At 71.6% G+C, this 23,764-nt stretch carries 21 protein-coding genes and 1 pseudogene; 17 read left to right on the top strand and 5 right to left on the bottom strand.

Features of this window, described 5'->3' with window-relative positions; all coding sequences use genetic code 11:
• Window positions 1–8 precede the first annotated feature (8 nt).
• The gene (locus ACFWY6_RS15315; protein WP_384689686.1) at window positions 9–869 is read left to right on the top strand and encodes an ABC transporter permease; all 861 of its coding nucleotides are present in this window, start codon (window positions 9–11) and stop codon (window positions 867–869) included.
• A gap of 144 nt (window positions 870–1,013) precedes the next feature.
• Window positions 1,014–2,708, top strand: coding sequence for a von Willebrand factor type A domain-containing protein (locus tag ACFWY6_RS15310; protein ID WP_384689684.1), 1,695 nt, complete (start codon window positions 1,014–1,016; stop codon window positions 2,706–2,708).
• 12 nt (window positions 2,709–2,720) lie between these two features.
• Here the strand turns inward: ACFWY6_RS15310 and ACFWY6_RS15305 are convergent, their stop codons facing one another.
• The 3 genes and pseudogenes from ACFWY6_RS15305 to ACFWY6_RS15295 all read right to left on the bottom strand — a co-directional run bounded on the left by ACFWY6_RS15305 (window position 2,721) and on the right by ACFWY6_RS15295 (window position 6,282).
• Entirely contained in the window at window positions 2,721–4,427 is a 1,707-nt protein-coding gene (locus ACFWY6_RS15305) for a hypothetical protein (RefSeq protein ID WP_384689681.1), read from the bottom strand.
• Window positions 4,428–4,534: 107 nt separating this feature from the next.
• Window positions 4,535–5,787: pseudogene (locus ACFWY6_RS15300) on the bottom strand (acyl-CoA dehydrogenase family protein).
• Window positions 5,788–5,799: 12 nt separating this feature from the next.
• Window positions 5,800–6,282, bottom strand: coding sequence for an SCP2 sterol-binding domain-containing protein (locus tag ACFWY6_RS15295; protein WP_384689678.1), 483 nt, complete (start codon window positions 6,280–6,282; stop codon window positions 5,800–5,802).
• Window positions 6,283–6,351: 69 nt separating this feature from the next.
• Between ACFWY6_RS15295 and ACFWY6_RS15290 the strand changes: the two genes are divergently transcribed.
• The 3 genes from ACFWY6_RS15290 to ACFWY6_RS15280 all read left to right on the top strand — a co-directional run bounded on the left by ACFWY6_RS15290 (window position 6,352) and on the right by ACFWY6_RS15280 (window position 10,177).
• Window positions 6,352–7,023, top strand: coding sequence for a TetR/AcrR family transcriptional regulator (locus ACFWY6_RS15290; protein ID WP_384689675.1), 672 nt, complete (start codon window positions 6,352–6,354; stop codon window positions 7,021–7,023).
• Window positions 7,024–7,162: 139 nt separating this feature from the next.
• On the top strand, window positions 7,163–9,085 hold the full coding sequence (locus tag ACFWY6_RS15285) for an AMP-dependent synthetase/ligase (protein ID WP_384689673.1): 1,923 nt from the start codon (window positions 7,163–7,165) through the stop codon (window positions 9,083–9,085).
• A gap of 183 nt (window positions 9,086–9,268) precedes the next feature.
• On the top strand, window positions 9,269–10,177 hold the full coding sequence (locus tag ACFWY6_RS15280) for a zinc-binding alcohol dehydrogenase family protein (RefSeq protein WP_384689670.1): 909 nt from the start codon (window positions 9,269–9,271) through the stop codon (window positions 10,175–10,177).
• Between the two features lie 76 nt (window positions 10,178–10,253).
• Here ACFWY6_RS15280 and ACFWY6_RS15275 read toward each other — a convergent pair whose 3' ends face one another.
• On the bottom strand, window positions 10,254–11,141 hold the full coding sequence (locus ACFWY6_RS15275) for a ScbA/BarX family gamma-butyrolactone biosynthesis protein (protein WP_384689667.1): 888 nt from the start codon (window positions 11,139–11,141) through the stop codon (window positions 10,254–10,256).
• A gap of 106 nt (window positions 11,142–11,247) precedes the next feature.
• Here ACFWY6_RS15275 and ACFWY6_RS15270 point away from each other — a divergent pair, with 106 nt between their 5' ends.
• Window positions 11,248–11,913, top strand: coding sequence for a ScbR family autoregulator-binding transcription factor (locus ACFWY6_RS15270; protein WP_384689664.1), 666 nt, complete (start codon window positions 11,248–11,250; stop codon window positions 11,911–11,913).
• Between the two features lie 20 nt (window positions 11,914–11,933).
• Here the strand turns inward: ACFWY6_RS15270 and ACFWY6_RS15265 are convergent, their stop codons facing one another.
• On the bottom strand, window positions 11,934–12,893 hold the full coding sequence (locus ACFWY6_RS15265; protein ID WP_384689661.1) for an ACP S-malonyltransferase: 960 nt from the start codon (window positions 12,891–12,893) through the stop codon (window positions 11,934–11,936).
• Window positions 12,894–13,137: 244 nt separating this feature from the next.
• On the opposite strand from ACFWY6_RS15265, the gene ACFWY6_RS15260 reads away from it, so the two are divergent.
• The 11 genes from ACFWY6_RS15260 (at window position 13,138) to ACFWY6_RS15210 (ending at window position 23,725) form a co-directional block, all read left to right on the top strand.
• Window positions 13,138–14,172: an AfsA-related hotdog domain-containing protein gene (locus ACFWY6_RS15260; RefSeq protein WP_384689658.1), complete on the top strand. Its 1,035-nt coding sequence runs from the start codon at window positions 13,138–13,140 to the stop codon at window positions 14,170–14,172.
• The gene (locus tag ACFWY6_RS15255; RefSeq protein ID WP_384689655.1) at window positions 14,169–15,209 is read left to right on the top strand and encodes a 3-oxoacyl-ACP synthase; all 1,041 of its coding nucleotides are present in this window, start codon (window positions 14,169–14,171) and stop codon (window positions 15,207–15,209) included. The genes ACFWY6_RS15260 and ACFWY6_RS15255 overlap by 4 nt, the downstream gene beginning before the upstream one ends.
• A 64-nt stretch (window positions 15,210–15,273) precedes the next feature.
• Window positions 15,274–17,058: an FAD-dependent monooxygenase gene (locus ACFWY6_RS15250; RefSeq protein ID WP_384689652.1), complete on the top strand. Its 1,785-nt coding sequence runs from the start codon at window positions 15,274–15,276 to the stop codon at window positions 17,056–17,058.
• Window positions 17,055–18,104, top strand: a complete 1,050-nt coding sequence (locus ACFWY6_RS15245) for a beta-ketoacyl-ACP synthase III (protein WP_384689650.1) — start codon at window positions 17,055–17,057, stop codon at window positions 18,102–18,104. Before ACFWY6_RS15250 ends, ACFWY6_RS15245 begins: the two co-directional genes overlap by 4 nt.
• A gap of 43 nt (window positions 18,105–18,147) precedes the next feature.
• On the top strand, window positions 18,148–18,405 hold the full coding sequence (locus ACFWY6_RS15240; RefSeq protein ID WP_384689647.1) for an acyl carrier protein: 258 nt from the start codon (window positions 18,148–18,150) through the stop codon (window positions 18,403–18,405).
• Window positions 18,402–19,634 carry a beta-ketoacyl-[acyl-carrier-protein] synthase family protein gene (locus ACFWY6_RS15235; RefSeq protein WP_384689645.1) on the top strand — a complete coding sequence of 411 codons (1,233 nt, stop codon included), beginning with the start codon at window positions 18,402–18,404 and terminating at the stop codon, window positions 19,632–19,634. Before ACFWY6_RS15240 ends, ACFWY6_RS15235 begins: the two co-directional genes overlap by 4 nt.
• 54 nt (window positions 19,635–19,688) lie before the next feature.
• On the top strand, window positions 19,689–20,651 hold the full coding sequence (locus ACFWY6_RS15230; protein ID WP_384689643.1) for an aldo/keto reductase: 963 nt from the start codon (window positions 19,689–19,691) through the stop codon (window positions 20,649–20,651).
• Window positions 20,652–20,663: 12 nt separating this feature from the next.
• Complete coding sequence (locus ACFWY6_RS15225; RefSeq protein WP_384689641.1) at window positions 20,664–22,313, top strand: 3-hydroxyacyl-CoA dehydrogenase family protein; 1,650 nt, start codon at window positions 20,664–20,666, stop codon at window positions 22,311–22,313.
• A gap of 43 nt (window positions 22,314–22,356) precedes the next feature.
• Window positions 22,357–22,845: a cupin domain-containing protein gene (locus tag ACFWY6_RS15220; RefSeq protein WP_384689638.1), complete on the top strand. Its 489-nt coding sequence runs from the start codon at window positions 22,357–22,359 to the stop codon at window positions 22,843–22,845.
• Window positions 22,846–22,868: 23 nt separating this feature from the next.
• Entirely contained in the window at window positions 22,869–23,006 is a 138-nt protein-coding gene (locus tag ACFWY6_RS15215) for a hypothetical protein (RefSeq protein WP_384689635.1), read from the top strand.
• Between the two features lie 26 nt (window positions 23,007–23,032).
• A complete protein-coding gene (locus ACFWY6_RS15210) occupies window positions 23,033–23,725 on the top strand; it encodes an HAD family hydrolase (protein ID WP_384689632.1) in 693 nt (230 codons plus the stop codon).
• The last annotated feature ends 39 nt before the right edge of the window (window positions 23,726–23,764 follow it).

The raw sequence follows: 23,764 nt of genomic DNA, 5'->3' as shown, positions 1-23,764 counted from the left end.
CTGTGCCCATGGCTGCGCCCGAGCTCGTCTCGACCGCGCCCGGCTACCGCCCGGGGCGGACGCTGCCGCTGCGGGTCGAGGCGGTGCGCCAGTTGAAGCGCAGGCGCACCCTGGTGATGGGCGCGGTGATGGGCCTGCTGCCGTTCATCCTGCTCATCGCCTTCGCCGTCGCGGGGTCGCCGGGCGCCGAGAACGGCCGGGTGACGCTGATGGACACGGCCACCGCGTCCGGCGCGAACTTCGCGGCGACGTGTCTGTTCGTGTCGGCGGGCTTCCTGCTCGTCATCCCCGTCGCACTGTTCTGCGGCGACACGATCGCCTCCGAGGCGAGCTGGTCGTCCCTGCGCTACTTGCTGGCGGCCCCCGTGCCGCGGGCCCGCCTCCTCTGGTCCAAGCTGGCCGTGGCGCTGGGCCTGAGCGCGGCGGCCATGATCCTGCTCCCGCTGATCGCCTTCGCGGTCGGTACGGCGGCGTACGGCTGGGGCCCGCTGGAGATCCCGACCGGCGGCACGCTGCCGGCGGGCACGGCGGCGCAGCGCCTCGTGATCGTCGTGGCGTACGTCTTCGTGTCCCAACTGGTGACTGCCGGGCTCGCGTTCTGGCTGTCGACGAAGACGGACGCGCCGCTGGGCGCGGTCGGCGGGGCGGTCGGCCTGACGATCGTGGGCAACGTCCTGGACGCGGTGACGGCGCTGGGCAGCTGGCGCGATTTCCTGCCGGCGCACTGGCAGTTCGCGTGGGCGGACGCGATTCAGCCGCGGCCGGAGTGGGGCGGGATGATTCAGGGGGCGGCGGTCTCGGTGACGTACGCGGTGGTGCTGTTCGCGTTGGCGTTCCGGGGGTTCGCGCGGAAGGACGTGGTCAGTTGAGGTTCCCGGCGCCAATCAAAGCCGCAGGCCCAGCAAAGCGCCCGTCGTAGCCACATCGAGACGCTTCCGCAACATCCCCGGGCGATCCTGCCGCCCGCCCCCGGCGTCACAGTCACGAGTGCTGACGAAGCAAGGGGGACCACCATGCGGACCTGGAAGATACGGCAGGCGTTGGTTGCCGCTGTCGTGGCCGGTGGGTTGCTGATCACCGGATGCAGTGGGGGCGGCGGGGGCGAGCGTGCCTCCGACAGTGCGGACAAGAGCCGCGGCAGCGGCGGTGCCACGGGGCCGATGCCCGCGCCTGCCATGCCCTCCGCGCCGGACGGCGACAAGCGGCAGGAGGACGGTGCGGAGCGGGACTTCGCGCCGCCGCCCGACTATCTCTCCACCTTCGCCCTCGATGTCGACACCGCCTCCTACGGCTTCGCCCGCCGCACCCTCGCGGAGGGCAGGCTCCCGGACCCGTCGACCGTGCGGCCGGAGGAGTTCGTGAACAGCTTCCGGCAGGACTATCCCCGGCCCGAGGGCGACGGGTTCTCCGTGAATGTGGATGGGGCCCGCACTGACGCGGATGGGTGGTCGATGATGCGGGTGGGGCTCGCGACCGGTGCCGGGGAGTCGCAGGGCGAACGGCCGCCCGCCGCCCTTACCTTCGTGATCGATGTCTCTGGTTCCATGGCCGAGCCGGGGCGGCTCGACCTGGTCAAGGAGTCGCTCGGCATCATGACCGACCAGCTCCGCGACGACGACTCCGTCGCGCTCGTCACCTTCAGCGACAGCGCTGAAACCGTCCTGCCGATGACCCGTCTCGGGGGCCATCGCGGCAAGGTGCACTCGGCCGTCGACCAGATGGAGCCCACCCAGTCCACCCATCTCGAGGCGGGCATCCGGACGGGGTACGACACCGCCGTGCGCGGTCAGCGCGAAGGTGCCACCAACCGTGTCGTGCTGCTCTCCGACGCCCTCGCCAACACCGGTGAGACCAGCGCCGACGGCATCCTGGAGCGGATATCCGATGCCCGTCGCGAGCATGGCATCACCCTTTTCGGGGTGGGTGTGGGGAGTGACTACGGGGACGCGCTGATGGAGCGCCTCGCCGACAAGGGGGACGGGCACACCACCTACGTGTCGGACAGCGAGGAGGCCGAGAAGGTCTTCTGCGAGCAATTGCCCGCCAACATCGAGCTGCGTGCCCGTGACGCCAAGGCGCAGGTCGCCTTCGATCCCGAGACGGTCGAGCGGTTCAAGCTCATCGGCTACGACAACCGGAAGGTCGCCGACGACGACTTCCGCGACGACAGCGTGGACGGTGGTGAAGTCGGTCCTGGACATGTCGTGACCGCGTTGTACGCCGTACAGATGAAGCCCGGCGCGAGCGGGCACGTGGCGACCGCCGACGTCCGCTGGCTCGACCCCGACAGCCGTGCCCCGCACGAGGAGTCGAATCAGATCGAGACGGGGGATCTGGACGGTGAGTTGTGGGATGCGGATGGCGGGCTGCGGACCGCTGCCGTCGCCGCGTACCTCGCGGACGCGCTGCGGCGCGGGACTTCGGGGACGGCCGAGCCCGGCGACCCCGCCGTCCGGCCCGACACCGGTACGTCGACGCCCTCGGCGACCGCCGCACCCGAGCCGGCGTACACCTCCGAATCCGGCACCTGGCAGCCCCTTCCCGGCGCCCCCGCCCTCTCCGAACTAGCCCGGCACGCCGAGGACTTGCCCACGAGCGGGGACAGCAAGGCCGTGCTCGGGCTCGTCAGCGCCGTCCACCAGGCCGACCGCCTCATGGGAGGCGGACACGGACACGGAGGGGGAGGCGGCGGCGAGATGTGGGAGTGAGTGCCCCTGCGCTCAGCCCCCGCACAGCTTCTTCTCGGCCAGCACCGGGTCGTTCGGGAAGCGGAAGGACGTGCGTTCCCAGGAGCCGGTGATGTTGCGCCAGAACCTGTCGGGTGTCATCGGGGCCCGTGTCGCCGCCCGCAGCTCGGCCAGCTGCCCGCAGCCAAGGGCCCGGCGGGCCGCGGCGACGCCCGCCGGGTCGAGGCCCGCGGGCAGCTCGCCGTCGCCCCGGTCGGCGAAGATCCACGCGTCGGGCAGCCGCTTGTCGTGGCCCACCCGGCCGGGGATCCGCTCCGAGTGGGCCGCCAGGGGGTAGGCGAGCCCGATCGGGTCGAGCGCCGCCCCGTTCAGCGGGACGACCGTGCCGCTGAAGCCGAGGGTGTTGTAGACGCCGGTGACGGTGGGGGAGTTGGCCGTCACGGGGGTCCTGGCGAGGAGCAGCGTGGGTGTGCCGGCGCGGGCGGCGTCGCGGACGAGACGGGCGTAGTCGGCGTTGGCGTCGTAGCCCGCGAAGCTGTGGTGGAGGGGGTGCGGGGCCGCGTTCTGGCGTACGTACACGCCGCGTTCGTCCGCCACTCCGCCCGGCCCGATCAGACCCGCGTACGGAACGCGCAGCCAGCCCGCGCAGACCACGGCCCACAGGGCGACGCCGAGCGTCGCCATGGCCCAGGCGCGCGTGAGGGGCACCAGGAAGACGGGCAGGAGCATGAGCAGCAGGCCCGGCAGGAGCATCCGGCCGTGCATGAAGTCGCCGCCCACCTTGATGACGTAGGCCCAGCAGAGCAGCCCGGCGACGACGGGGGCGAGCGCGGGGACCAGCGGCGGCATGACGGTCCGCCCGCGGCTCGACGGGAGGACCGCGACCACGATCAGCAGGGCGGGCATCCACAGCAGATAGGGCCCGGCGAAGTCCGTGAGGTAGAACAGTCCGCGCGTCCAGAGGCTGTGCGAGGCCTCCTTGGTCACGCCCGGCAGCGGCATCAACTGCCCGTAGTAGCCGACCCGGAAGATCTCGTACGCGAGAGGCAGCGCCATCGCCGCGCCGAGACCGCCGAGCGCCGTCCACCGCGAAGGGCGCACCATCAGCCACTGTGCGCCGAGGAACACGGCGGAGACCAGCGCCAGGTCCGGTCTGACGAGCGGGCCGAGGCCGAGCACCACGCTGGTGGCGACCGAGTACGGCCGCGCGACGAGCAGCAGCCAGGCCCCCGCGATCCAGCAGGTGGCCAGGCCGGTCTCCAGGCCCGAGGTGGCGAAGTCCCAGACGGGCGGCAGCGCGAGGAGCACGAGGCAGCCGAGGGGGAGGACCGTCCGGTCCGTCGAGTACAGCCGCAGCGCGCCCAGCGAGGCGAACGCGAACCCGGCGGCGGTGAGCAGCAGCCCGCCGTACATCGCCGCCCTCGCGATGTCGATGCCGGGCAGCCCCGCGAGCGCGAGCAGCCACTGCCAGAGGGTGCCGGTGGAGGACTCGGCGCGTTCGCCCGCGTTGAAGACGGGGCCGTTGCCCGCCAGGATCTGGCGGACCGTACGGACATAGATGTGCCCGTCGTCGGACATCCAGCGCCGCCGGAACCCGGCGACCGCGATGAGCAGGGCGGGGAGCAGGCAGAGAGTCACGCGTACGTAGGGGCGCGGGGTGGTGAGGGGGCCGCCGCGGTTGCTGTTGAGCAGCCCTAGGGCGGCGTCCGGCTCACGGATGTAGGAGTGCGTCGGCGTCATGTTCTTACCGTCGATCACCGGCTTCGCCGAGTTCGTCCTCAAACGCCGGACGGGCTGAGATTCCTCCGGCCGAGTCTCGTCTCAACGGCCGGACGGGCGGCACCGGCTCAGCGAATCCGCCGCCCCGAGATGGCCCTGGCGATCACGAGCCGCTGGATCTCACTCGTCCCCTCGAAGATCGTGTAGATCTTCGCGTCCCGGTACATCCGCTCCACCGGATGCTCCCTGCTGTACCCGGCGCCGCCGAGCACCCGCACCGCCTTCTCGGTCGCCGCGACGGCCAGTTCGCCGGCCCGCAGCTTGGACATCGAGCCCTGGCCCGCGTCGAACTGCTTGTCGTTGCGCGCCATCCAGGCCGCCTGCCAGATCAGCAGCCGCACCGCCTCGATCTCGGTCCGCAGATCGGCGAGGGCGAAGGCGATGGACTGGTTCTCGATGATGGGGCGGCCGAAGGCGACCCGCGAGCCCGCGTAGTCGAGCGCGTACTCGTACGCGGCCCGCGCGATGCCCAGCGCCTGCGCGCCCACCGTCGGCCTGCTCACCTCGAACGTCGCCATCGCCGCCTGGCCCCGACCCTTGGCGCCGCCCTCGCGGACCCGCGCGAGCCGCGCGTCCAGACGCTCCTTGCCGCCGAGCAGGCAGTGACCCGGCACGCGTACGTCGTCCAGGAAGACGTCCGCCGTGTGTGAGGCCCGCAGCCCCAGCTTCTTGATCTTCCGGGCGCCTTCGAGGCCCCGCGTGCCCGGCGGCACGATGAACGCCGCCTGCCCGCGCGACCCGAGGGCGGGGTCGACGGACGCGACCACGACGTGCATGTTGGCTATGCCGCCGTTGGTGATCCACGCCTTCTGGCCGCTCAGGGTCCACTCGTCGCGTGCTGCGTCGTACGTCGCGCGCGTCCGCATCGCCGAGACGTCCGAGCCCGCTTCGGGCTCCGAGACGCAGAACGCCGCGACCTTGGGGTCGTCCTCGTCGCCGAAGCACTGCGGCACCCTTCCCCAAGCTCTCAACTACGTTCGAGCAGGGGAGACCCCATTGCCAGTTGGTCCGGCGTGCCCGCGGAGAAGATCCCGGCCACGGCGAGGGACGTGCCGAAGAGGGCCATGCCGATGCCCGCGTCGCCCCAGAAGAGCTCCTCGTTGGCGATCTGGAGGGAGAGCCCCGAGGGGTCGCCGAAGAGGTCGGCCAGGGACTCGAAGCCGTAGAGGCCGATCTTCGCCGCCTCCTGGATGACGGGCCAGGGCGTCTCCTCGCGCTCGTCCCACTCGGCGGCCGCCGGGCGCACGACGCCGGCCGCGAAGCCGTGCACCCAGTCGCGCAAGTCCCGCTGCTCTTCGGTCAGTTCGAAGGAGAAGGGCATCGCCGGGTCACCTCACGCCTTCGGGATGTCGAAGTAGCGGGTCAGGCCGGCGGCGAGCGCCACATCGCCGGCGATCCTGACCTTGCGCATCATGAACATCGTCACGGGGTTCGCGTTGCCGGAGACCAGCTTGAGGAACTCGGCGTCGGACATGATGAGCGTGACGCGCGGCTCGGCGTCCGAGCGGCCCTCGCGGACGGTGCAGGTGCCCTCCGCGATCTCCGTCTCGTACACGATCTCGTCGACGCCCGTGATCTTCCAGCGGATCAGCGCCTTGAGCGAGCCCGCGGCGTCCGGCTTGAACTGCCGCTCCATGCGGGCGAAGACCTCCGCGAGGACGCGGGCGCGCAGCTCGCCGTCCTGGGCGATCTCGGTGATCTCCTTGCCGGACAGGCCCTTCACGATCTTCGCGAACTCCTCGGGGGTGACGCTCGCGAAGTCCAGACCGGCGATGCCCTCCGCGCCGCCGATACCGCCGGTGCCGTTGTCCGCCATGGCAGTCTCCTTACTCTTTAGTAAACTTACTGTTGGGTAATATAGGCCCGACCTGAGAGGGTGGCAAGGGTGACGGTGAACAGGAGTTCCGAGGGGCGTCGGCGGCGCGTTCCGCGCAAGGAGCGCGAGCAGCAGATCATCGATGTGGCGGTGCGGGTCTTCGCCAAGCGTGGCTATCACGCCGCGTCCGTGGACGAGATCGCCGAACTCGCCGGAATCTCCAAGCCGATGGTGTATCTCTACCTCGACTCCAAGGAAGGCCTCTTCCTCGCCTGCCTGCGCCGTGAGGCCGACCGGCTCGTCGCCGCGTTCCAGGGTGCCGCGCGGGCCGGGGGAGCGGCGCCCGAACTGCGGCTGCACGCCGGCCTTTCGGCGTTCTTCGCCTTTGTCGCCGAGCACCGCGACAGCTGGGTCGTCCTGCACCGTCAGGCCTCGGAGCTGAGCGAGACGATCGCGGCCGCCGTCGCCGATGCCCGCCGGGCGGTGATGGCGCAGGTCGCGGGCCTGGTCTGGGACGGCATCACGGAGAGCGGCGGCGGCTCGCCCGCGGCTCAACTCTCCGACGAGGACGCGGACTTCGTCGCCCATGCGCTGGTCGGCGCGGCGGATTCGCTGACCGACTGGATGGGCAGCCACCCGGACCAGTCCCCGGAGGGGGTCACGCTGCGGCTGATGAACATGGTGTGGGTCGGGATGGGCCGGGTCCTGGAGGGGGAGGTCTGGGTGCCGGCGCGGGAGTGAGCCCCCGGTACTTCGCCCAGTTCTTCGCTGTCCGCACCATTGAACTTTCCCTACGCTTGAGTAAGTTGACCTCCCAGTAAGTACGCAACGCACCGCATCACCTCTGCACGTCAGCTGGTAGCCGGAGCCGGGAGCCGTCATGGGCGTACGCAAGGACTTGAAAAGGGCACAACGCCACAGCGAGCTGGCGGAGCGCACCACCGTCGAGATCGTCCGGGACGAGCACGGGATCGTGCGCGAGGCGAGTGTCGCCACGCTCGCGGCGACGGCCACCGCGGGCAGTACCGCCGACATCCCCTTCACCAACGCCGCCGAAGCGCCCGACGCCGTCGTCCTGCGCCGCAAGCAGGGCGACCGGTGGCGGCCGGTCACCGCGGCGGCCTTCGCGCGGGAAGTCACCGCCGTCGCCAAGGGGCTGATCGCCGCGGGTCTTGAACCCGGCGGCCGTGTCGCGCTGATGTCCCGTACGCGGTACGAGTGGGCCGTCCTCGACTTCGCGATCTGGGCGGCGGGCGGGCAGAGCGTGCCCGTGTACGCGACATCGGCGGCCGAGCAGATCGAGTGGATCGTGCGGGACTCGGGCGCGGGACTGCTGATCGCGGAGAACCCGGAGAACGTGGCGACGGCCGAGGCGGCCGTCGCGGACCTCGCCGAGCCGCCGCGTGTCCTGTGCATCGACGACGGGGCCGTGCTCCAACTGGTGCAGGGCGGCCGGGAGTTGTCCGACGAGGAAGTGACCAAGCGGCGGTCCGCGCTCACCCCGGACTCCATCGCCACCCTCTGCTACACCTCGGGCACCACGGGCAAGCCCAAGGGCTGCGTCCTCACCCACGGCAATCTGCACGCCGAGGCCGCGAACACCGTCGACCTCCTGCACCCCGTCTTCAAGGAGATCACCGGCCAGGTCGCGTCGACGCTCCTCTTCCTGCCGCTCGCCCACATCCTGGGCCGCACCATCCAGATCGCCTGCATGCTCGCCCGCATCGAACTCGGCCACTGCCCAAGCATCAAACCGGACGAGCTCCGCCCCGAACTCCGGTCCTTCAGGCCCACGTTCGTCGTCGGCGTCCCGTATCTCTTCGAGAAGATCCACGACACGGGGCGCGCGACCGCCGAGAAGATCGGGCGCGGGGCCTCCTTCGACCGGGCCGAGGGGATCGCGGTGCGGTTCGGCGAGGCGTACTTGAACAAGTTCCTGGACAAGCGCGGGCCCGGACCCTCGATCGGGCTCTATCTGGGCTGGGCGCTCTACGAGTTGCTCGTCTACCGGCGCATCCGCAAGGAGGTCGGCGGCAGGCTGCGCTACGCGATCAGCGGCGGCTCGCCTCTCGACCGCCGCCTCAACCTCTTCTTCTACGCCGCCGGGATCGTCATCTACGAGGGGTACGGCCTGACGGAGACCACCGCCGCCGCGACCATCACCCCGCCGCTGAAGCCCCGCCCCGGCACGGTGGGCCTGCCGGTGCCCGGCACCGCGATCCGCATCGCGGACGACGGGGAGGTGCTCGTCAAGGGCGGCATCGTCTTCGGCTCGTACTGGAACAACCCGGCCGCCACGGACGCCGTGCTGCGGGACGAGTGGTTCGCCACCGGGGACCTCGGGGCGCTCGACGACGACGGTTATCTCACCATCACCGGGCGCAAGAAGGACCTCATCGTCACCTCCGGCGGCAAGAACGTCTCCCCGGCGATCCTGGAGGACCGGCTGCGCAGCCGGGCGCCGGTCGGCCAGTGCATCGTCGTCGGCGACAACCGCTCCTACGTCGCCGCGGTCATCACGCTGGACCCGGAGGCCGTCGAGCACTGGCTCGCCGTGCGCAAACGCCCCAAGGACACCCCGCTCGCCGAACTCTGCCGGGACCCGAAGATGATCGCCGAGGTCCAGAAGGCCGTGGACTACGCCAACTCGGCGGTCTCGCGCGCCGAGTCCGTCCGCAGGTTCGTCATCGTCGACGGCGAGTTCACCGAGGACAACGGGCTGCTCACGCCATCCCTGAAGATCAAACGGCACGCGGTGGCGACGGCGTACGCGGGCGAGATCGAGGCGCTCTACGGTGAGTGAAGGTCTGCGGCGGCCAGCAGGGCGCCCAGTGCCTTCTGGGACGCCTGGAGCCGTACGACCTCCTCGGTGATCCGCCGAGCACTACTGGCACCTGCACGACCAGGCACGACCTCAGTGGCAGCGGGAAGTCCTGCACAGTACGGTGCGAAGGTCATCAGCGCCTCTTACGAATGGGTAGTCACTGTGCGTGCCATACGTTTCGACCGCTTCGGCGGTCCGGAAGTACTCGGCCTGGTCGAGGTTCCCGAGCCCGCGGCAGGGCCGGGCCAAGTGCTGATCACCGTCGAGGCCGCCGGGATCAACTTCGCCGACACCCATCAGACGGACGGCTCGTATCTGGCCGCCGACCAGCTGCCGTTCATTCCGGGCAGCGAGGTCGTCGGCAGGACGCCGGACGGGCGCAGGGTGCTCGCCAAGGTCAGGGGCGGCTATGCGGAGCGCGCCGTTGCCGACGAGGCGGCGGTCTTCGAGATCCCGGACGAGCTGCCCGCGGCCCATGCGCTCGCCCTGCTGATGCAGGGGGTGACCGCCTGGCATCTGCTGCGCGGCGCCGCCCGGCTCACCGCAGGCGAGAGCGTCGTGGTGCACTCGGCGGCCGGTGGCGTGGGCAGCGTCGCCGTGCAGCTGGCGCGGGAGTTCGGTGCGGGGCGGGTGCTCGCCATGGCGTCCACGCCCGAGAAGCGTGAACTCGCCCTGAAGCTGGGGGCCGACGCGGTGGTGGACTATCCGCTGGAGGAGCCGGCGGATGTGATCCTGGACGGCACCGGCGGTCCGCTCTTCGACCAGGCCCTGGACTCCCTGGCCGACTTCGGCCGCATCGTCACCTACGGGAGCGCCTCGCGCACCGGATTCACGCCGCTCGACGACGCCCGGATGCGGTCCCTCAACGCGGCCGTCGTCGGTTTCTGGCTGCGTCCCACGCTGGCCAGGCCGGGGGCGTTCGCCGAGCCGATGCGCAAGATGCTGGAGCTGGTCTCGCAGGGGCGGCTCAACCCGGTGGCGGGACCTGAGTATCCGCTCGCCGACGCGGGGCGCGCGCACAGCGAACTGCTTGCGCGGCAGACCTCCGGGAAGCTGACCCTGCGCCCCTGAGCGGGGCATCCTCAAACCCGTCAGAACCAACCGCCGTGGCGGTTGGTTCTGACGTCCTGTCGTGTCCGTGTACGGATCAGGCGGCGCCGTGCAGCGTCACCGTGAACGCCGTCTGATCCGCCTGCGTGCCGGTCACGCGGATGTCGGCGCCGTCCCGGACCGCCTCGATCCAGCAGGGCGCGTCGAACTCGATGTAGCGGTCGAACGTGCTGGTCACCCTGGGTGCGAGCGGCGTTCCCTGCCCGGTCAGCGCGTGGGCGGCCTGGTAGGCGGCCTCGATCAGGGCCAGGCCCGGGACGTGGTCGACCGGGTGGTCGTAGAGCGTGCTGTCGGAGGTGTCGGTGCGCAGCAGCCAGCTGCCGGGCCGCGGGGCGGGGGAGAGCGCGACACGGCTCGTCACCTCGCATCCGGTGACATCGGCGGGGGCGGCCGTCGTGCGGGGCACGAGCTCCCAGTCGACGGTGAGATGGTCGCCGCGCAGGCGGCGGTAGACGGCCGGGGCGATCCAGCTGAACGTCAGCGTCGCGGAGCCGATGGCGTGCCCGTCGTGGTGGATGGTGAAGTCCACGCTCATCGACCGAGGGCCCGTGCCGTGGCAGGTGACGTCCAGGACGAAGTGCTCCGCCTCGTCGCGGGCGGCACGGAAGTCCGGGGAGAGGGAGAAGTCCAGGCGCTCCATCAGCGTCTGGTGGGCGAGCGGCACATCACGCTCGGCGTGCGCGATCAGCAGGCAGGCCTGCCGGATCGTCTGCGTCAGGGAAAGGGGGTCGTACGGGGCGTCGCCCGGGGTGGCCGGCCACTTGGCGGTGACCATGTACTGATCGGAGCCGAGCCGTGTCCAGCCCGTGACCAGCGCGGACTCCGCCCGGTGCAGATGCAGGAACTCCTTGGGGACGGCCGTGACTTCGGTGACTTCAGTGACTTCGGTGCTGGATATGGAGTCGGCGGACAGGACGTTGGACATGGATCCCCCCATGATGTGGTGAACAACTTGGCAGTTCAATCAATGCAAGTAACATACCGGCAGCCTGGTCTGTTTCAAGCGACCAAGATCTTAAGGAGGCGTTACCGTGGTGCGACAGGAACGGGCAGTCCGGACACGCAGGACGATTCTGGAAGCGGCCGCGGCCGTCTTCGACGAGCGTGGATACGAGGCGGCCACGATCTCGGAGGTCCTCGAACGGGCCGAAGTCACCAAGGGAGCCCTCTACTTCCACTTCCCGTCCAAGGCGGACCTGGCGCGCGGTGTGCTCGACGACGCGGTGACCACCGAGGGCGTACGGCCCAACCGGCTCAAACTCCAGGAGCTGGTCGACGTACTCCTGCTGCTCGCCTACCGACTGCCGCGCGAGCCGATGCTCAGTGCGGCCCTGCGCATGTCCGTGGACCTCAAGGCGCGCCGCCTGTTCGGCACCCGCTGGCCGGACTGGACGGAACTGCTCGCCGGGCTGCTCGGTGAGGCGCGGGAGCGCGGTGAGGTGCACGCGCACGTCGACGCGGGCGAGACCGCGCGGATCCTGGTGTGCGCCTGGACGGGGACGAGCGTGGTCTGTGAAGGCCTGCCCGACGACTACGACTTGACGGTCGAGGTGGCCAAGCTGTTCCAGCTGGTGCTGCCCGCGATCGCCCAGCCGCTCGTCCTCGCCAAGCTGGAGGTGTCGGTGGACCGCGCCGCGGCGCTGTACGCCGACATGCCGATGGCGCGGATCGAGGCGTCGTCCGGCATCACCCACTGAATCCACTCGGCCCTGTGACGTCAGCCTGCCGCGAGCTCCGGCGTCGGCGCCGACGTCACATGGATCTGCGGACAGGCGCGGCGCGCGAGCGCCGCCAGGGTGCGGCCGGGGCCGAAGTCCGTCATCCGGTCGCATCCCAGAGTGACGTGCAGCGTCTCCAGCGTCTCCAACCAGCGCACCGGGCCGACCAGTTGGCGCCCGCACAGGGTCGGCCACTCGTGTCCCTCGGTGTGAACGCGGGCGTCCACGTTCGCGATCACGGGCCCGTGCACGGGTGCGAAACGGGCCGCGTCCAGGGCCGGTTCCAGTGCCTCGACCGACGGCGCCATGAGCGGCGTATGGCAGGCGGCGGAGACCGGAAGGACCGTGTAGCGCCAGCCTTCCTCGCGGGCGAGTTCCGCTCCGCGCCGGATGGCGCCCGGACTTCCCGCGACGACCGTCTGCAGCGGGCTGTTGAGATTGGCCACCCAGACGCTCTCGCCACCCTCGCGCACGCTCTCGGTGAGCTTTTCTACCTGGTCGGCGGTCGCGCCCATGACCGCCGCCATGGCCCCCGGGCTGCGGCGGGCCACGGCGGCCATCGCGCGGCCGCGCACGCCGACGAGCCGGGCACCCTCGGCCACGGTCAGCGCACCGGCCGCGACCAGCGCGGTGTACTCGCCGAGGCTGTGTCCCGCGAAGGCCGCGACGGGGGTGTCGGGCCGGGTCCTGCGGAACTCGTTCCAGGACAGCAACGACGCGGCGAAGACGGTGATCTGGGCCAGATCGGTCCGGCCGAGCAGCTCCGTCCCGGTCTCCAGGAGCAGCTCTTCGACGTCGTACCCCGACGCCTCGGAGACGGTGTCGACCAGGGTCCATGACGGTGTCCCGCGCCAGCGGGTCCCCAGGCCGTGGCGCTGTACTCCCTGCCCCGGAAAGAGCGCGGCCGTCACCGCCCGGCCGCTTTCGGAGTCCCGCTCGGCTTCCTGTGCAGTGACCACTGAGAAATCCCTCCCGACGACGGCGAGCACCAGACGCGTGCATCCGCACGAGCAACTCGCCCATCGATTGTCGGGACCGGGAACTCAAGCGGGAAACAAGCACGGAACACATGATCCGGACGCGTGTCGGACTTGAGTTGAACATTGGCCCGCACCCTGGATGCTGGTTGCCGTACCCACCAACTCCCTTCGAATCAGGGATGCATGGGCACTTTTCCGAGTGTTATCGAGGGGGAGCGGATTCATGAGAACAGAGGTTCCAGACGGCTTCCCGGCGGAGGCCATGAACCTGGAATTCAACAGGACCGTGGACCGATCCTCTCTGCACCGCTGGGCCATTTCCGAGGTCTTCCTCACCGACGCGAGGAAGACGAGCGAAACCGATTATGTCGCCGCGGCCCAACTGCCGCCGGCCCACGCCTATTACGCCGACCGTTCCTCACGGCTCGACGCCCCGGACCCGCTCCTGCTGCTCGAATGCGCCCGCCAGGCGGAGACGTACGGAGGGCACGAGTTCTTCGGCGTCGCACGGGACAGCAAGTTCCTGCTGCGTTCCTGGTCGATGTCCCTGCCGGGGCTCCTCACGGTGCCGCGCGGGGAGCGTCCCGGCGAGCTGGTGATGGGGGTGCGCACCGGCAACCGCCGAGGCGCGGCGGGTGATGTGCGGCGCCTCACGTACGACATCGATCTCGCCCTGTCCGGGCACCACTTGGGCCGGGTGAGCATCGACGTCGGGTACATCCCCGGCCAGGTCTACGACACCGTCCGCGCGCAGGGCAGGGGCAGGCCGCTCGGGCCGTTCCCGCAGGCCGACCGGGCCGGTTCGTCCGTCAGGCCCGCCCATGTGGGCCGCTTCGACCCGGCGAACGTCGTCCTGCGGGACGTCACCGCCGGAGCCGACGGCGTCACGGCCACGGTCCGCGTGCCGCTGGACAACCCCAGCATGTTCGACCACGCCCAGGACCATCTGCCGGGCATGGTCCTGATGGAGGCGGCCCGTCAGACCTGTCTGTACGCGGCCGCCGAACGGCTCGGCGCCTCGGTGTCCCACACCACCGTGACCGGCTTCGACTTCTCGTTCTCGCGGTACGCCGAGCTGGACGCCGTCACCACGGTCCGGGTCACCGGGCCCGAGCCGGGCGAATCGGCCGGAACGCACACGTTCCAGGTGGAGTTCGAGCAGGACGGCGCGGTCATCGCGTCCGGGGTCACGCACACGGTCACTTCGGCGGTCACCTCGTCGGCCGTCGGTTCCGGCACCGAGGGGCGTGCCGCGTGAAGGCGCCCGCATCCCTCCGCGTCACGGCCGCCGAATGGCTGCCGGCCACCACCGTCAAGGCGGGCGGTGCGCTCGCCGAAGGGCGGATCACGCAGGCCGAGGCCGATGCCGTCGGATACGACGAACTCCCGGTCTCCGATGGGCAGTCCGCTCCCGAGATGGCCGTGCTGGCGGGGCGGCGCGCACTGGAGAGGTCCGGCGTCGCTCCGGAGAGCGTCGCCGCCGTCCTGCACGCGTCGACGTACTACCAAGGTCACGACTTCTGGTCCCCGGCGCACTATGTCGCCGACCGGACCGGCGCGGTCCAGGCTGTGCCGCTCGGCATCCAGCAGATGTGCAACGGCGGCGGTGCGGCGCTCGAAGCCGCGCTCACCCGGCACCTGGCGCTCCCGGACCACGGCCCCGTGCTTGTCACGACGGCCGACCGGTTCTGCGAGCCCGGCTTCGACCGGTGGAGCGGTGACTACGGCGTCTGGTACGGCGACAGCGGCACCGCCGCCGTCGTCCGGCGGGGCGGCGACGCGGCGGGCGAAGGCGAGCTGCTCCTGGAGGCGCTCGTCACCGAGGCGGCACCCGATCTGGAGGTCGTCCACCGCGACCTGAGCGGATTCCAGGACGCCCCGCACGAGGTCGACGCCACCGTCGACGTACGGCGCACGAAGAAGGCGTTCCTCACCGGCGCCGGGCGTGAGCCGTTCGTCGCGCGGCTGAAGGAGACCACCACCCGGGTCGTCGCCGCAGCGCTCGCCGAGGCGGAACTCGCCCCCGACGACCCCTCCCTGCGCGCGGTGCTCCTGCCGCGCCTCGGCCGGTCGACGGCACGGGACATCTACGGCCCGGCCGTGGCCGCCGTGACCCCCGCACCGGCCGTCGACCTCGGCGCCGCCACGGGGCACCTCGGCGCAGGAGACCTCTGCTCCAACCTCGCCGCGCTGTCCGGCGCGGGGCCCTGGGGGCTGCTGCCCGGTGAGCGCGCCGTGGTGCTGAGCGCGGGTGCCGGATTCACCTGGAGCGGTGTCGTCGTCAGGCGGCCGTGACCGGGCCGCCGCACGGCGTCCCCCCGTACCGCTCCAACCATGACGTGAGACGAAAGGCGTAAGCATGACGATTTCCCCGCGTGAGCCGCGTGATCCCTCAGGGGGCAAGCGGCCCGTGCTGATCGTGGGAGCGGGCCCCGTGGGCCTGGTCCTGGCCTGCGAACTCCTCAGCCAGGGCGTGCAGGTGCGCATCATCGACGGCACACCGCCCGGCTCCTCGCTGCACTCCCGCGCCATCGTGGTGTGGCCGCGCAGCCTCGAACTCCTCAGCCGGATCGGCGCCGCCGAGCCGCTCGCCGAGGCGGGCAACCGGCTCGACGCGGTGTCGTACTACTCGCAGAAGCGGCCCCTGGGCGCCATCGAGATGAGCAGGCTGCGGGACACCCCCTACCCGTTCGGCCTGGTGATCCCGCAGGACCGCACGGAGGACGTGGTCCGCGACCGTCTCATCAAGCTCGGCGGCCAGGTCGAACAGGGCACGGTCACCGGGCTCGACAACACCGGACGGCGCCCCGTCGCCGACGTGGAGTGGACCGACGGGCGCACCGAGCAGATCGAGGCGGACTGGGTCATCGGCGCGGACGGTGCGCACAGCTCGGTGCGCCGCCTTGCCGGCATCGAGTTCCTCGGCAGCGGCGAGGACGTCCTCTTCGCGATCGGCGACGGGCCGATCGAAGGCGACCTGCACGACAACGAACTGCTCTACTGCTACACCCGCGGCGGCGCGCTCGGCCTCGCGCCCTTCGGCAACGGCCAGTTCCGGCTCGCCGTCAGCGTCCCCGGCTGGAGCGAGGAGCACGCGCCGCCGCGCGATCTGTTCCAGCGCGTGATGGACGAGCGGGCGCCGCGCCCCGGCCAGATCGGCCCGCTGAAGTGGACCACCATCTTCCGGGCGCGCCGCCGGGTCGCCGAGACCCTGCGCGACGGCCGGGTCTTCCTCGCCGGCGACGCGGGACACATCTTCAGCGCTGCGGGCGCCCAGGGCATGAACACCGGGATCCAGGACGCGGTGAACCTCGGCTGGAAGCTGGCCGGCGTCATCCGCGGCAAGCTGGAGCCGGGCATCCTCGACACCTACGACACCGAGCGCAGGCTCGCCGCGGAACGGGTCGTCCTCACCACCGCCAAGCAGACCAGCTGGGGCCTGTTCAAGGGCCGCAGGGAGGTCGCCGTGCGGGACACCTTGGTACGGGTGGCGCGGCGCACCGGCGTCCTGCAGCGCTTCGGCGCGCCGCTGATGGCGCAGCACGACGTCACCTACCGGCACGCCGAATCGCTCTGGCAGACGCTGCCCGGACTCACCAAGGCCGTCCGCGTCGGCGACCGCCTGCCGATCTTCAGCAAGCACGCCGGTGCCGATGACGCCACGGCGGCGGGAGCGGGCCGCTGGCCCTCCATCGACGCCGAGCAGCCGACCGTCCTGCTCTGGGCGGGCGAACGGCAGGACAACGACTGGGTCGAGCGGTGCGCGACGCTGCGGACCTCGCTCCCGGACACCTTCCCCGTACGGGACATCTCCGCCTGGCCCGGGTTCGCCCCGCTGCTCGGCAAGGAACCGCGCGCGGTCCTCGTCCGCCCCGACGGCCACATCGCATCGATCACCGATCTCGACCCCGCCGAGGTGCGGATGGCGCTGCGCAGGGCGCGGGTCGCGCTGGGCGCGCTGCCGCGTACGGCGCGGGTCGGCAGCGAGACGGTGACGGAGATGGGCGTCGGCGCGTCGGCCGCGCGTACGGCGGCGAAGAGCACGACGCCGGTCCCGGCCGCGAAGAGCGCGACGCAGGGCAAGGCGGCGAAGAACACCGCCGCGGCGTCGGAGGATTCCGTCCCCGGCAAGGCCGCCTCATGACCCCGGCGGCCACCCCGGCAGCCGTGGTCTGCGGCATCGGCGGCTCGCTGCCCGAGACCGTCGTGTCCAACGACGACCTGGCCGCCGAGCTCGACACCTCCGACGAGTGGATCCGGGTCCGTACCGGCATCGCACAGCGGCACGTCATCAAGCCCGGCGAGGCCACGTCCGACCTCGCGGTGGCGGCGGGCCGCAGGGCACTGGACTCGGCGCGCGCGCAGGACGGCACGGCCGACGACGCCATCGACCTCGTCGTCCTCGCCACCAGCACCCCGGACCACCCGTGCCCCGCCACCGCACCGCTGGTGGCGCAGCGCCTCGGTCTCGGCGGGGTCGCGGCCTTCGACGTCTCGGCGGTCTGCACCGGCTTCGTGTACGCCCTCGCCACCGCCGCGTCGATGCTGACCGCGGGCACGGCACGCCGCGCCCTGGTCATCGGCGCCGACACCTTCTCGACGATCCTCGACCCCGGGGACCGCACCACGCGCGCCATCTTCGGCGACGGGGCGGGCGCCGTGGTCCTGCGGGCCGGGGACGCCGCCGAGCCGGGAGCGCTGCTCGGCTTCGACCTGGGCAGTGACGGCGCGGGCGCCGAAATGATCACCGTGCGGGCGGGCGGCTCGCGCCAGCGGTCCACCGGGCAGCCGGCGCCCGACGGCGACCAGTGGTTCTCGATGGAGGGCCGCCCGGTGTTCACCGAAGCGGTCCTGAACATGAGCAAGTCCGCGCAAGAGCTGATCGACCGGGTCGGCTGGACCGCCGAAGGCCCCGACCGGGTGGTCGCGCACCAGGCGAACGTCCGCATCCTGCGCGCCGTCGGCGACCAACTGGGCCTGGACGAACAGCAGATCGTCGTCAACCTCGACCGCGTCGGCAACACCGTCGCGGGATCCATCCCGCTCGCCCTCGTCGACGCACTGGCCTCGGGCGGTCTCAGGCCGGGCCACCGGGTGCTGCTCACCGGCTTCGGCGGGGGGCTCACCTGGGGTTCCACGGCCCTGGTCTGGCCGGAGTTGGCCACCGCGCCGCACCCCGTCCACGTATGACACGCCACAAGAACGCATGACACCCACGGAGAGAGGAACAGCCATGACCACGGCAACCGACACGCAGAAGATCAAGACCCTCCTTGTGTCCGTCCTGACCGAGAAGTTCGGCCTGCCCGAGGACGAGGTGCTCTCCGGTACCTCCTTCGAGGAACTCGAGATCGACTCGCTGATACTCGTCGAACTCGCCCTGATACTCCGCAAAGAGATAGGCATCGTGCTCGAAGAGGGCGAGCTGAAGTCGTCGTTCACGCTCGACGACGCCGTGGCGGCCATCGAGGCCAAGGACCCCCTGGTGTGAGCGGCTCGTCCACAGGCGCCGTGACGATCACCGGCATCGGCCTGCTCACTCCGGCGGGTTCGGGCGTCGAGGGGAACTGGAAGCGCGTCACGTCCGGGATCTCCGCGGCGGCGAAGGACCCCGAACTCATCGGCATGGAGACCGACTTCTCCTGCCGGGTGCCCGGCTTCGACGCCAACGGCCTGCTCGGCAGGCGCACCGCGTGGAAGCTTGACCGCTTCGTCCAGCTGGCCGTCGTGGCGGCCCGCCAGGCCGTCGCGGACGCCGGGCTCTCCTCCGAGACCTGGGACTCGGCCCGCGTCGGCGTCGTCATCGGCAACTCGCTCGGCGGCACCGCGACGTTCGAGAAGCAGCACCGTACGTACTTCGACGGCGCCCCCGACGACGTATCGCCCCTGATGATCCCGATGGGCATGGTCAACATGGTCGCCGGATACGTCGCCATGGACCAGCGGATCCACGGACCGAGCCTGGTCACCGCCACGGCCTGCGCCTCCGGCGCCTCCGCCGTCGGCACCGCACGGCAGTGGCTCGAAGCGGGCCTGTGCGATGTCGTGCTCGCGGGCGGCACGGAGTCCGCGATCACCCCGGCCACCCTGACCGGACTCTCGCGGATGGGCGCCCTGTCCGCCCGCAAGGACGATCCGGGCGCCGCGTCCCGGCCCTTCGCCGCCGACCGGGACGGCTTCGTCGCCGGCGAGGGGGCCGCGGTGCTCGTCCTCGAACGTGAGCAGGACGCCACGGCCCGCGGCACCCGCGGCTACGCGCGGATCACCGGGTTCGGCGCGTCCTCCGACGCCCACCACGCCACCGCCCCCGACCCGCAGGGCGCGGGCCTGGCACGGGCGTTGCGCACCGCGCTCGCCGACGCGGGCGTCGCACCCTCCGACGTGGACCACGTCAACGCCCATGGCACCTCGACGCCGATGAACGACCTGACCGAGGCCCGCGCGCTGCGCCAGGTACTCGGCGGCCGCCCCGCGGTGACCTCCACCAAGGGCGTCACCGGCCACACCCTGGCCGCCGCCGGAGCGGTGGAGGCCGCCTACACGGCGCTCGCCCTGCGGCACGGCGAGGTGCCGCCGACGGCCAACGTCACCGAACTCGACCCGGAGATCGACGTCGACGTGGTCACCGGCACCGCACGGCAGGCGCCCCTGGAGGTGGCGGTCAGCACCTCACTCGGATTCGGCGGGCACAACGCGGCCCTGGTCCTGACCAGGGCCTGAGCACCACCACGTACCACGTACCACGTACGACGCATGGACAGGACTGGAGCATTGATGAAGACACGCCAACTCGCCGACGGGGGACCGTTCGTCGGGGCGATCGGCCTCGGCTGCATGGGCATGAGCTGGGGGTACGCCGAGTCCCAGCGCGACGACGAGCAGTCCGTCGCGGTGATCCGCCGGGCCGTCGAGGCGGGCGTCAGCCACCTGGACACCGCCGACGCCTACGGGGACGGCCACAACGAAACCCTCGTGGGCCGCGCCCTGGAAGGCAGCACGGACGGCGTGGTGGTGGCCACGAAGGTCGGCATCGTCGTGGACGACCTGGCGACCCGCACCCTGAGCAGGGACGGCTCGCCCCAGCACATCAGGGAGTCCGTCGAGGCCAGCCTGCGGCGGCTGCGCACCGAGACCCTCGACCTGTACTACCTGCACCGGGTGGACCCGGCCGTCCCGCTCGAGGAGTCCTGGGGGCAGCTCACCGAACTCGTGCGGGCGGGCAAGGTGCGCCGCCTCGGTCTGTCGGAGCCGACCATCGACCAGGCGGAGACCGCGCACCGCATCCACCCGGTGTCGGCCGTCCAGTCCGAACTCTCCCTGTGGACGCGCGACGCGCTCGCGCCCGGCGCCGACATGGTCCGCTGGTGCGCCGAACACGGCGCCGCGTTCGTGCCGTTCGCCCCGCTCGGCCGCGGGTTCCTGACCGGATCCTTCGCCAAGCCGGCCTTCGAGGACGGCGACTTCCGGGCCACCAACCCGCGGTTCGCCGACGGGGCGTTCAACGCCAACCTGCGCATCGTCGACGCCGTACGGGCCGTCGCCGCCCGGCACGGGGCCACCCCCGCCCAGGTGGCCATCGCCTGGACGCTGGCCCAGGGCGAGCACGTCATCCCGATCCCGGGCACCAAGAACCCGCGCTACCTCGCCGAGAACGTCGGCGCGGCGGCGCTCGACCTCACCGTGGACGACCTGGCCGACCTCGACGGGGTTCCGGCGCCGGTCGGCAGCCGGTTCTGAAGGGCGTACGCCATGGCAGTCTCCCCGCCAGCGCAACCGCTCGCCCCACAGCAGCCGTTCGGGTCCGTCGCCGTGATCGGGCTCGGCGCCACGGGAACGGAGCTGGCCCGCCGCCTCACCGCAGCGGGCATCCCCACGACCGGAGTCGAAACGCACCCCCCGGCCGCCGAACGCGCCCGGCAGGCGGTCGCCTCGGATCTGCTCACCGTCACCGGGCACCTCGCCGAGATCGCCGCGGCGGAGCTGGTCTTCGAAGCGGTGCCGGAGCCCGAGCCCCGCAAGCGGGCCGTACTGAACGACCTGGCGTGGAACCGCTCCGTCCCGGTGGTGACCACCGCGCTCACCACGCCCGCCGCCGAGCTCGCGGACCCGGAAGGCGCCGAGCTGCTCGCCCTGCGGTTCGTCCGCGCCGACCGTCTTGAGGCCGCCGAGCTGGCCCGTGCCCCGCACACATCGGACGCCACAGCGCGGCGCGTCACGGAACTCCTGCACCGGATGGGGATCACCGCGCACGCGGTGCCCGACCGCGCGGGATCCATCGCGCCCGCGCTCCTGTTCGGCATCCTCAACCAGGCCGCCTGGGCGTACCACGACGGGTACGCGGACCGGGACTCCCTGGAGACGGCGCTCCGCCTCGGCTGCGGCTGGGCGGAAGGACCGCTGCGGATCCTCGACGCCATCGGTCACCGCACGGCCCGCGACATCCTGGAGGGGCTGCACCACCGCATCGGCGCCCGCTACACACCGGCCCCGCTGCTCGCGGGAGAGCTGGATCCGCCGCCCGCTCCCGAGGCGGCCGACGACCCGGGCATCGACGTCGTCGCCGTGATCGGCTCGGGCACGATGGCGACCGGCATCGCGGAGGTGTTCCTCCGCGGCGGCTACCGCACCGTGCTCGTCGCCCGCAGCCAGGAGAAGGCCGAAGCCGCCCGGGAGGCCGTCGAGTTCGGGCTCCAGCGGTCCGGCACGGGACCCGATGACCTCGCGGAGGCGATGGGCCGCTGGACCGGCACCACCGACCTCGCGCGGGCCGCCGAGGCGGACCTGGTGGTGGAGGCGGTCGTCGAGGACCTCGCGGTCAAGCGGGAACTCTTCGCCGACCTCGGGTGGCGGTGCCGCCCCGGAACCCTCCTCGCCACCACGACCTCCAGCCTCCCCGTGCACGGCGTCGCGGAGGCGTCGGGCCGCGCGCGGGACGTACTCGGTCTGCACTTCTTCAACCCGCCGCCCGCCATGCGCCTGGTGGAGCTCGTCCGCGCCGAACACACCGGCGAGAGCGCGCTGCGGCGGGCGCGCGCCGTCCTCGGGCGCCTCGACAAGACCCCGGTGGAGTGCGCCGACCGCACCGGATTCCTCGTCAACGCGCTGCTCTTCCCGTATCTGAACGACGCGCTCGGCCTGCTGCCGGACGTGGAGCCGAAGCTCCTCGACACCGTCATGAAGTCCGTCGGGCAGCAGCCGCTCGGCCCCACCCGCCTGCTGGACACGGTGGGAGCCGATGTCGCCCTCGAAGTGCAGAACCGGCTCCATCAGGCCACCCGGCGGCCCGAGTTCGAACCCGTACCCCTGCTGCGGCGGCTCGTCGACGGCGGCTTCCTCGGCCGCAAGAGCGCGGGCCGCGGCGTACGCGCCTTCCTGACCTCATCGCTGTCCCCCCACTGAGTTGTCCCCCCACTGAGCTGTCCCACCACTGAAAGGTCTCTCCATGAACCGCTCGGTCCTGACCCCCCGCCGTCGCCGGATCGGATACGGCGTCCTCGCCGCCGCCCTGTGCCTCACCGCCGGAGGCGTCGCCAACGCCGTCACCGCCGACGACCCGGGCCCGATCACCAGCGAGACGCTCTCCGAGGGCGACTCCTCCCTCCCCTTCAAGGTGAACGCCGACGGGCCGCGCCATCTCGTCTACCGCAAGGCCGTCATCCCGCCGGGCGCCAACACCGGCTGGCACTACCACAAGGGCGAGGAGATCGCGGTCATCAAGTCCGGGACCCTGACCCGCTACAACGGCTCCGACTGCTCGAAGCGCGTCATCAAGCCCGGCGACGCCCTCGTCGAGCCCACCGGCCCCGAAGAGGTCCACTACGGCGTCAACAAGGGCTCGGAGCCCGTCGTCCTGTACATCACCGACGTACTGCCGGAAGGCGCCGGATTCTCCACGCCGGCCCCCGACCCGGGCTGCGACACCACGAAGTGACCCCCGAGGAATGGACTTCCTTCATGCTCGCCGCCGTCAACGCGCTCCCACCCGCCGAGAATCCGCCCCGGTACGCCGACGACGCCGCCCCCGGCGCGCTCGCCCTGGTCGGCTCGCTGCTGCCCAGAACGGTGACCTTCCTCGCTCTGGAGGACGTGTGACAGAGCGACGTGTGACAGTGCGACGTGTGACAGGGCGTGTGAAGGGCGGCGAACCCGTCGCCGTGGCCTTCTTCGACGTGGACGAGACGCTGCTCACCTTCAAGAGCATGTTCCGCTTCCTGGCCCACCACTTCAGCGCCATCGGCCTCCCGCCCGAGCGCTACCTGCAGGCCGAGGCGGATCTGCGCAACCGCGCCGCCGCCGGAGTCTCCCGGTGGGAGACCAACCGGGACTACTACCGCCTCTACGCGGGACGCCCGGTGGAGGAGGTGATGCGGCACGGCCGTGCGTGGTTCGCCGACGAGCTCGCCGCGGGCGGGGCCGTGCACGCCCCCGTCGCCGCCGCGCTCGAACGCCACCGCGCGGCGGGCGCCCTGATCGTGCTGGTCTCCGGTTCCTTCCCGCCCTGCCTGGAGCCGGTCCGTCAGCTCCTGGGCGCCGATGTGCTGCTGTGCAGCGATCCGGAACAGGTGGACGGCCGCTACTCGGGGCACCTGGAGACGCCGATGATCGGCGAGGAGAAGGGGCACGCGGCCCGGAAGTTCCTTGCCGAACGCGGCATCGCGCCATCGGCCGCGGCCGCCTACGGCGATCACGCGTCCGATCTGGGCCTGCTGCGGGCCGTGGGCCACCCGGTGGCCGTCGGCGACGACACCGATCTGTGTGCGTACGTCACCGGCGTGGGCGGCGGCAGACTGCCGGGCGCCGTCCCGGCCTGAACACAACGGGAGAACCGCTCTCTTATAAAACAAGGACAC

The sequence above is a fragment of the Streptomyces sp. NPDC059037 genome (assembly GCF_042740015.1).
In the GTDB taxonomy this organism is placed as follows: Bacteria; Actinomycetota; Actinomycetes; order Streptomycetales; family Streptomycetaceae; genus Streptomyces.
This window is presented reverse-complemented; position numbering and strand designations above follow the sequence as displayed.

Excerpts from the sequence above, each read along its gene's own strand:
- ACFWY6_RS15260 (WP_384689658.1), top strand. The coding sequence starts at position 13,138 with ATGAGAACAGAGGTTCCAGACGGCTTCCCGGCGGAGGCCATGAACCTG.
- ACFWY6_RS15230 (WP_384689643.1), top strand. The coding sequence starts at position 19,689 with ATGAAGACACGCCAACTCGCCGACGGGGGACCGTTCGTCGGGGCGATC.
- ACFWY6_RS15295 (WP_384689678.1), bottom strand. The coding sequence starts at position 6,282 with ATGGCGGACAACGGCACCGGCGGTATCGGCGGCGCGGAGGGCATCGCC.
- ACFWY6_RS15220 (WP_384689638.1), top strand. The coding sequence starts at position 22,357 with ATGAACCGCTCGGTCCTGACCCCCCGCCGTCGCCGGATCGGATACGGC.
- ACFWY6_RS15215 (WP_384689635.1), top strand. The coding sequence starts at position 22,869 with ATGCTCGCCGCCGTCAACGCGCTCCCACCCGCCGAGAATCCGCCCCGG.
- ACFWY6_RS15275 (WP_384689667.1), bottom strand. The coding sequence starts at position 11,141 with ATGTCCAACGTCCTGTCCGCCGACTCCATATCCAGCACCGAAGTCACT.
- ACFWY6_RS15285 (WP_384689673.1), top strand. The coding sequence starts at position 7,163 with ATGGGCGTACGCAAGGACTTGAAAAGGGCACAACGCCACAGCGAGCTG.
- ACFWY6_RS15245 (WP_384689650.1), top strand. The coding sequence starts at position 17,055 with ATGACCCCGGCGGCCACCCCGGCAGCCGTGGTCTGCGGCATCGGCGGC.
- ACFWY6_RS15310 (WP_384689684.1), top strand. The coding sequence starts at position 1,014 with ATGCGGACCTGGAAGATACGGCAGGCGTTGGTTGCCGCTGTCGTGGCC.
- ACFWY6_RS15225 (WP_384689641.1), top strand. The coding sequence starts at position 20,664 with ATGGCAGTCTCCCCGCCAGCGCAACCGCTCGCCCCACAGCAGCCGTTC.
- ACFWY6_RS15250 (WP_384689652.1), top strand. The coding sequence starts at position 15,274 with ATGACGATTTCCCCGCGTGAGCCGCGTGATCCCTCAGGGGGCAAGCGG.
- ACFWY6_RS15240 (WP_384689647.1), top strand. The coding sequence starts at position 18,148 with ATGACCACGGCAACCGACACGCAGAAGATCAAGACCCTCCTTGTGTCC.
- ACFWY6_RS15305 (WP_384689681.1), bottom strand. The coding sequence starts at position 4,427 with ATGACGCCGACGCACTCCTACATCCGTGAGCCGGACGCCGCCCTAGGG.
- ACFWY6_RS15315 (WP_384689686.1), top strand. The coding sequence starts at position 9 with ATGGCTGCGCCCGAGCTCGTCTCGACCGCGCCCGGCTACCGCCCGGGG.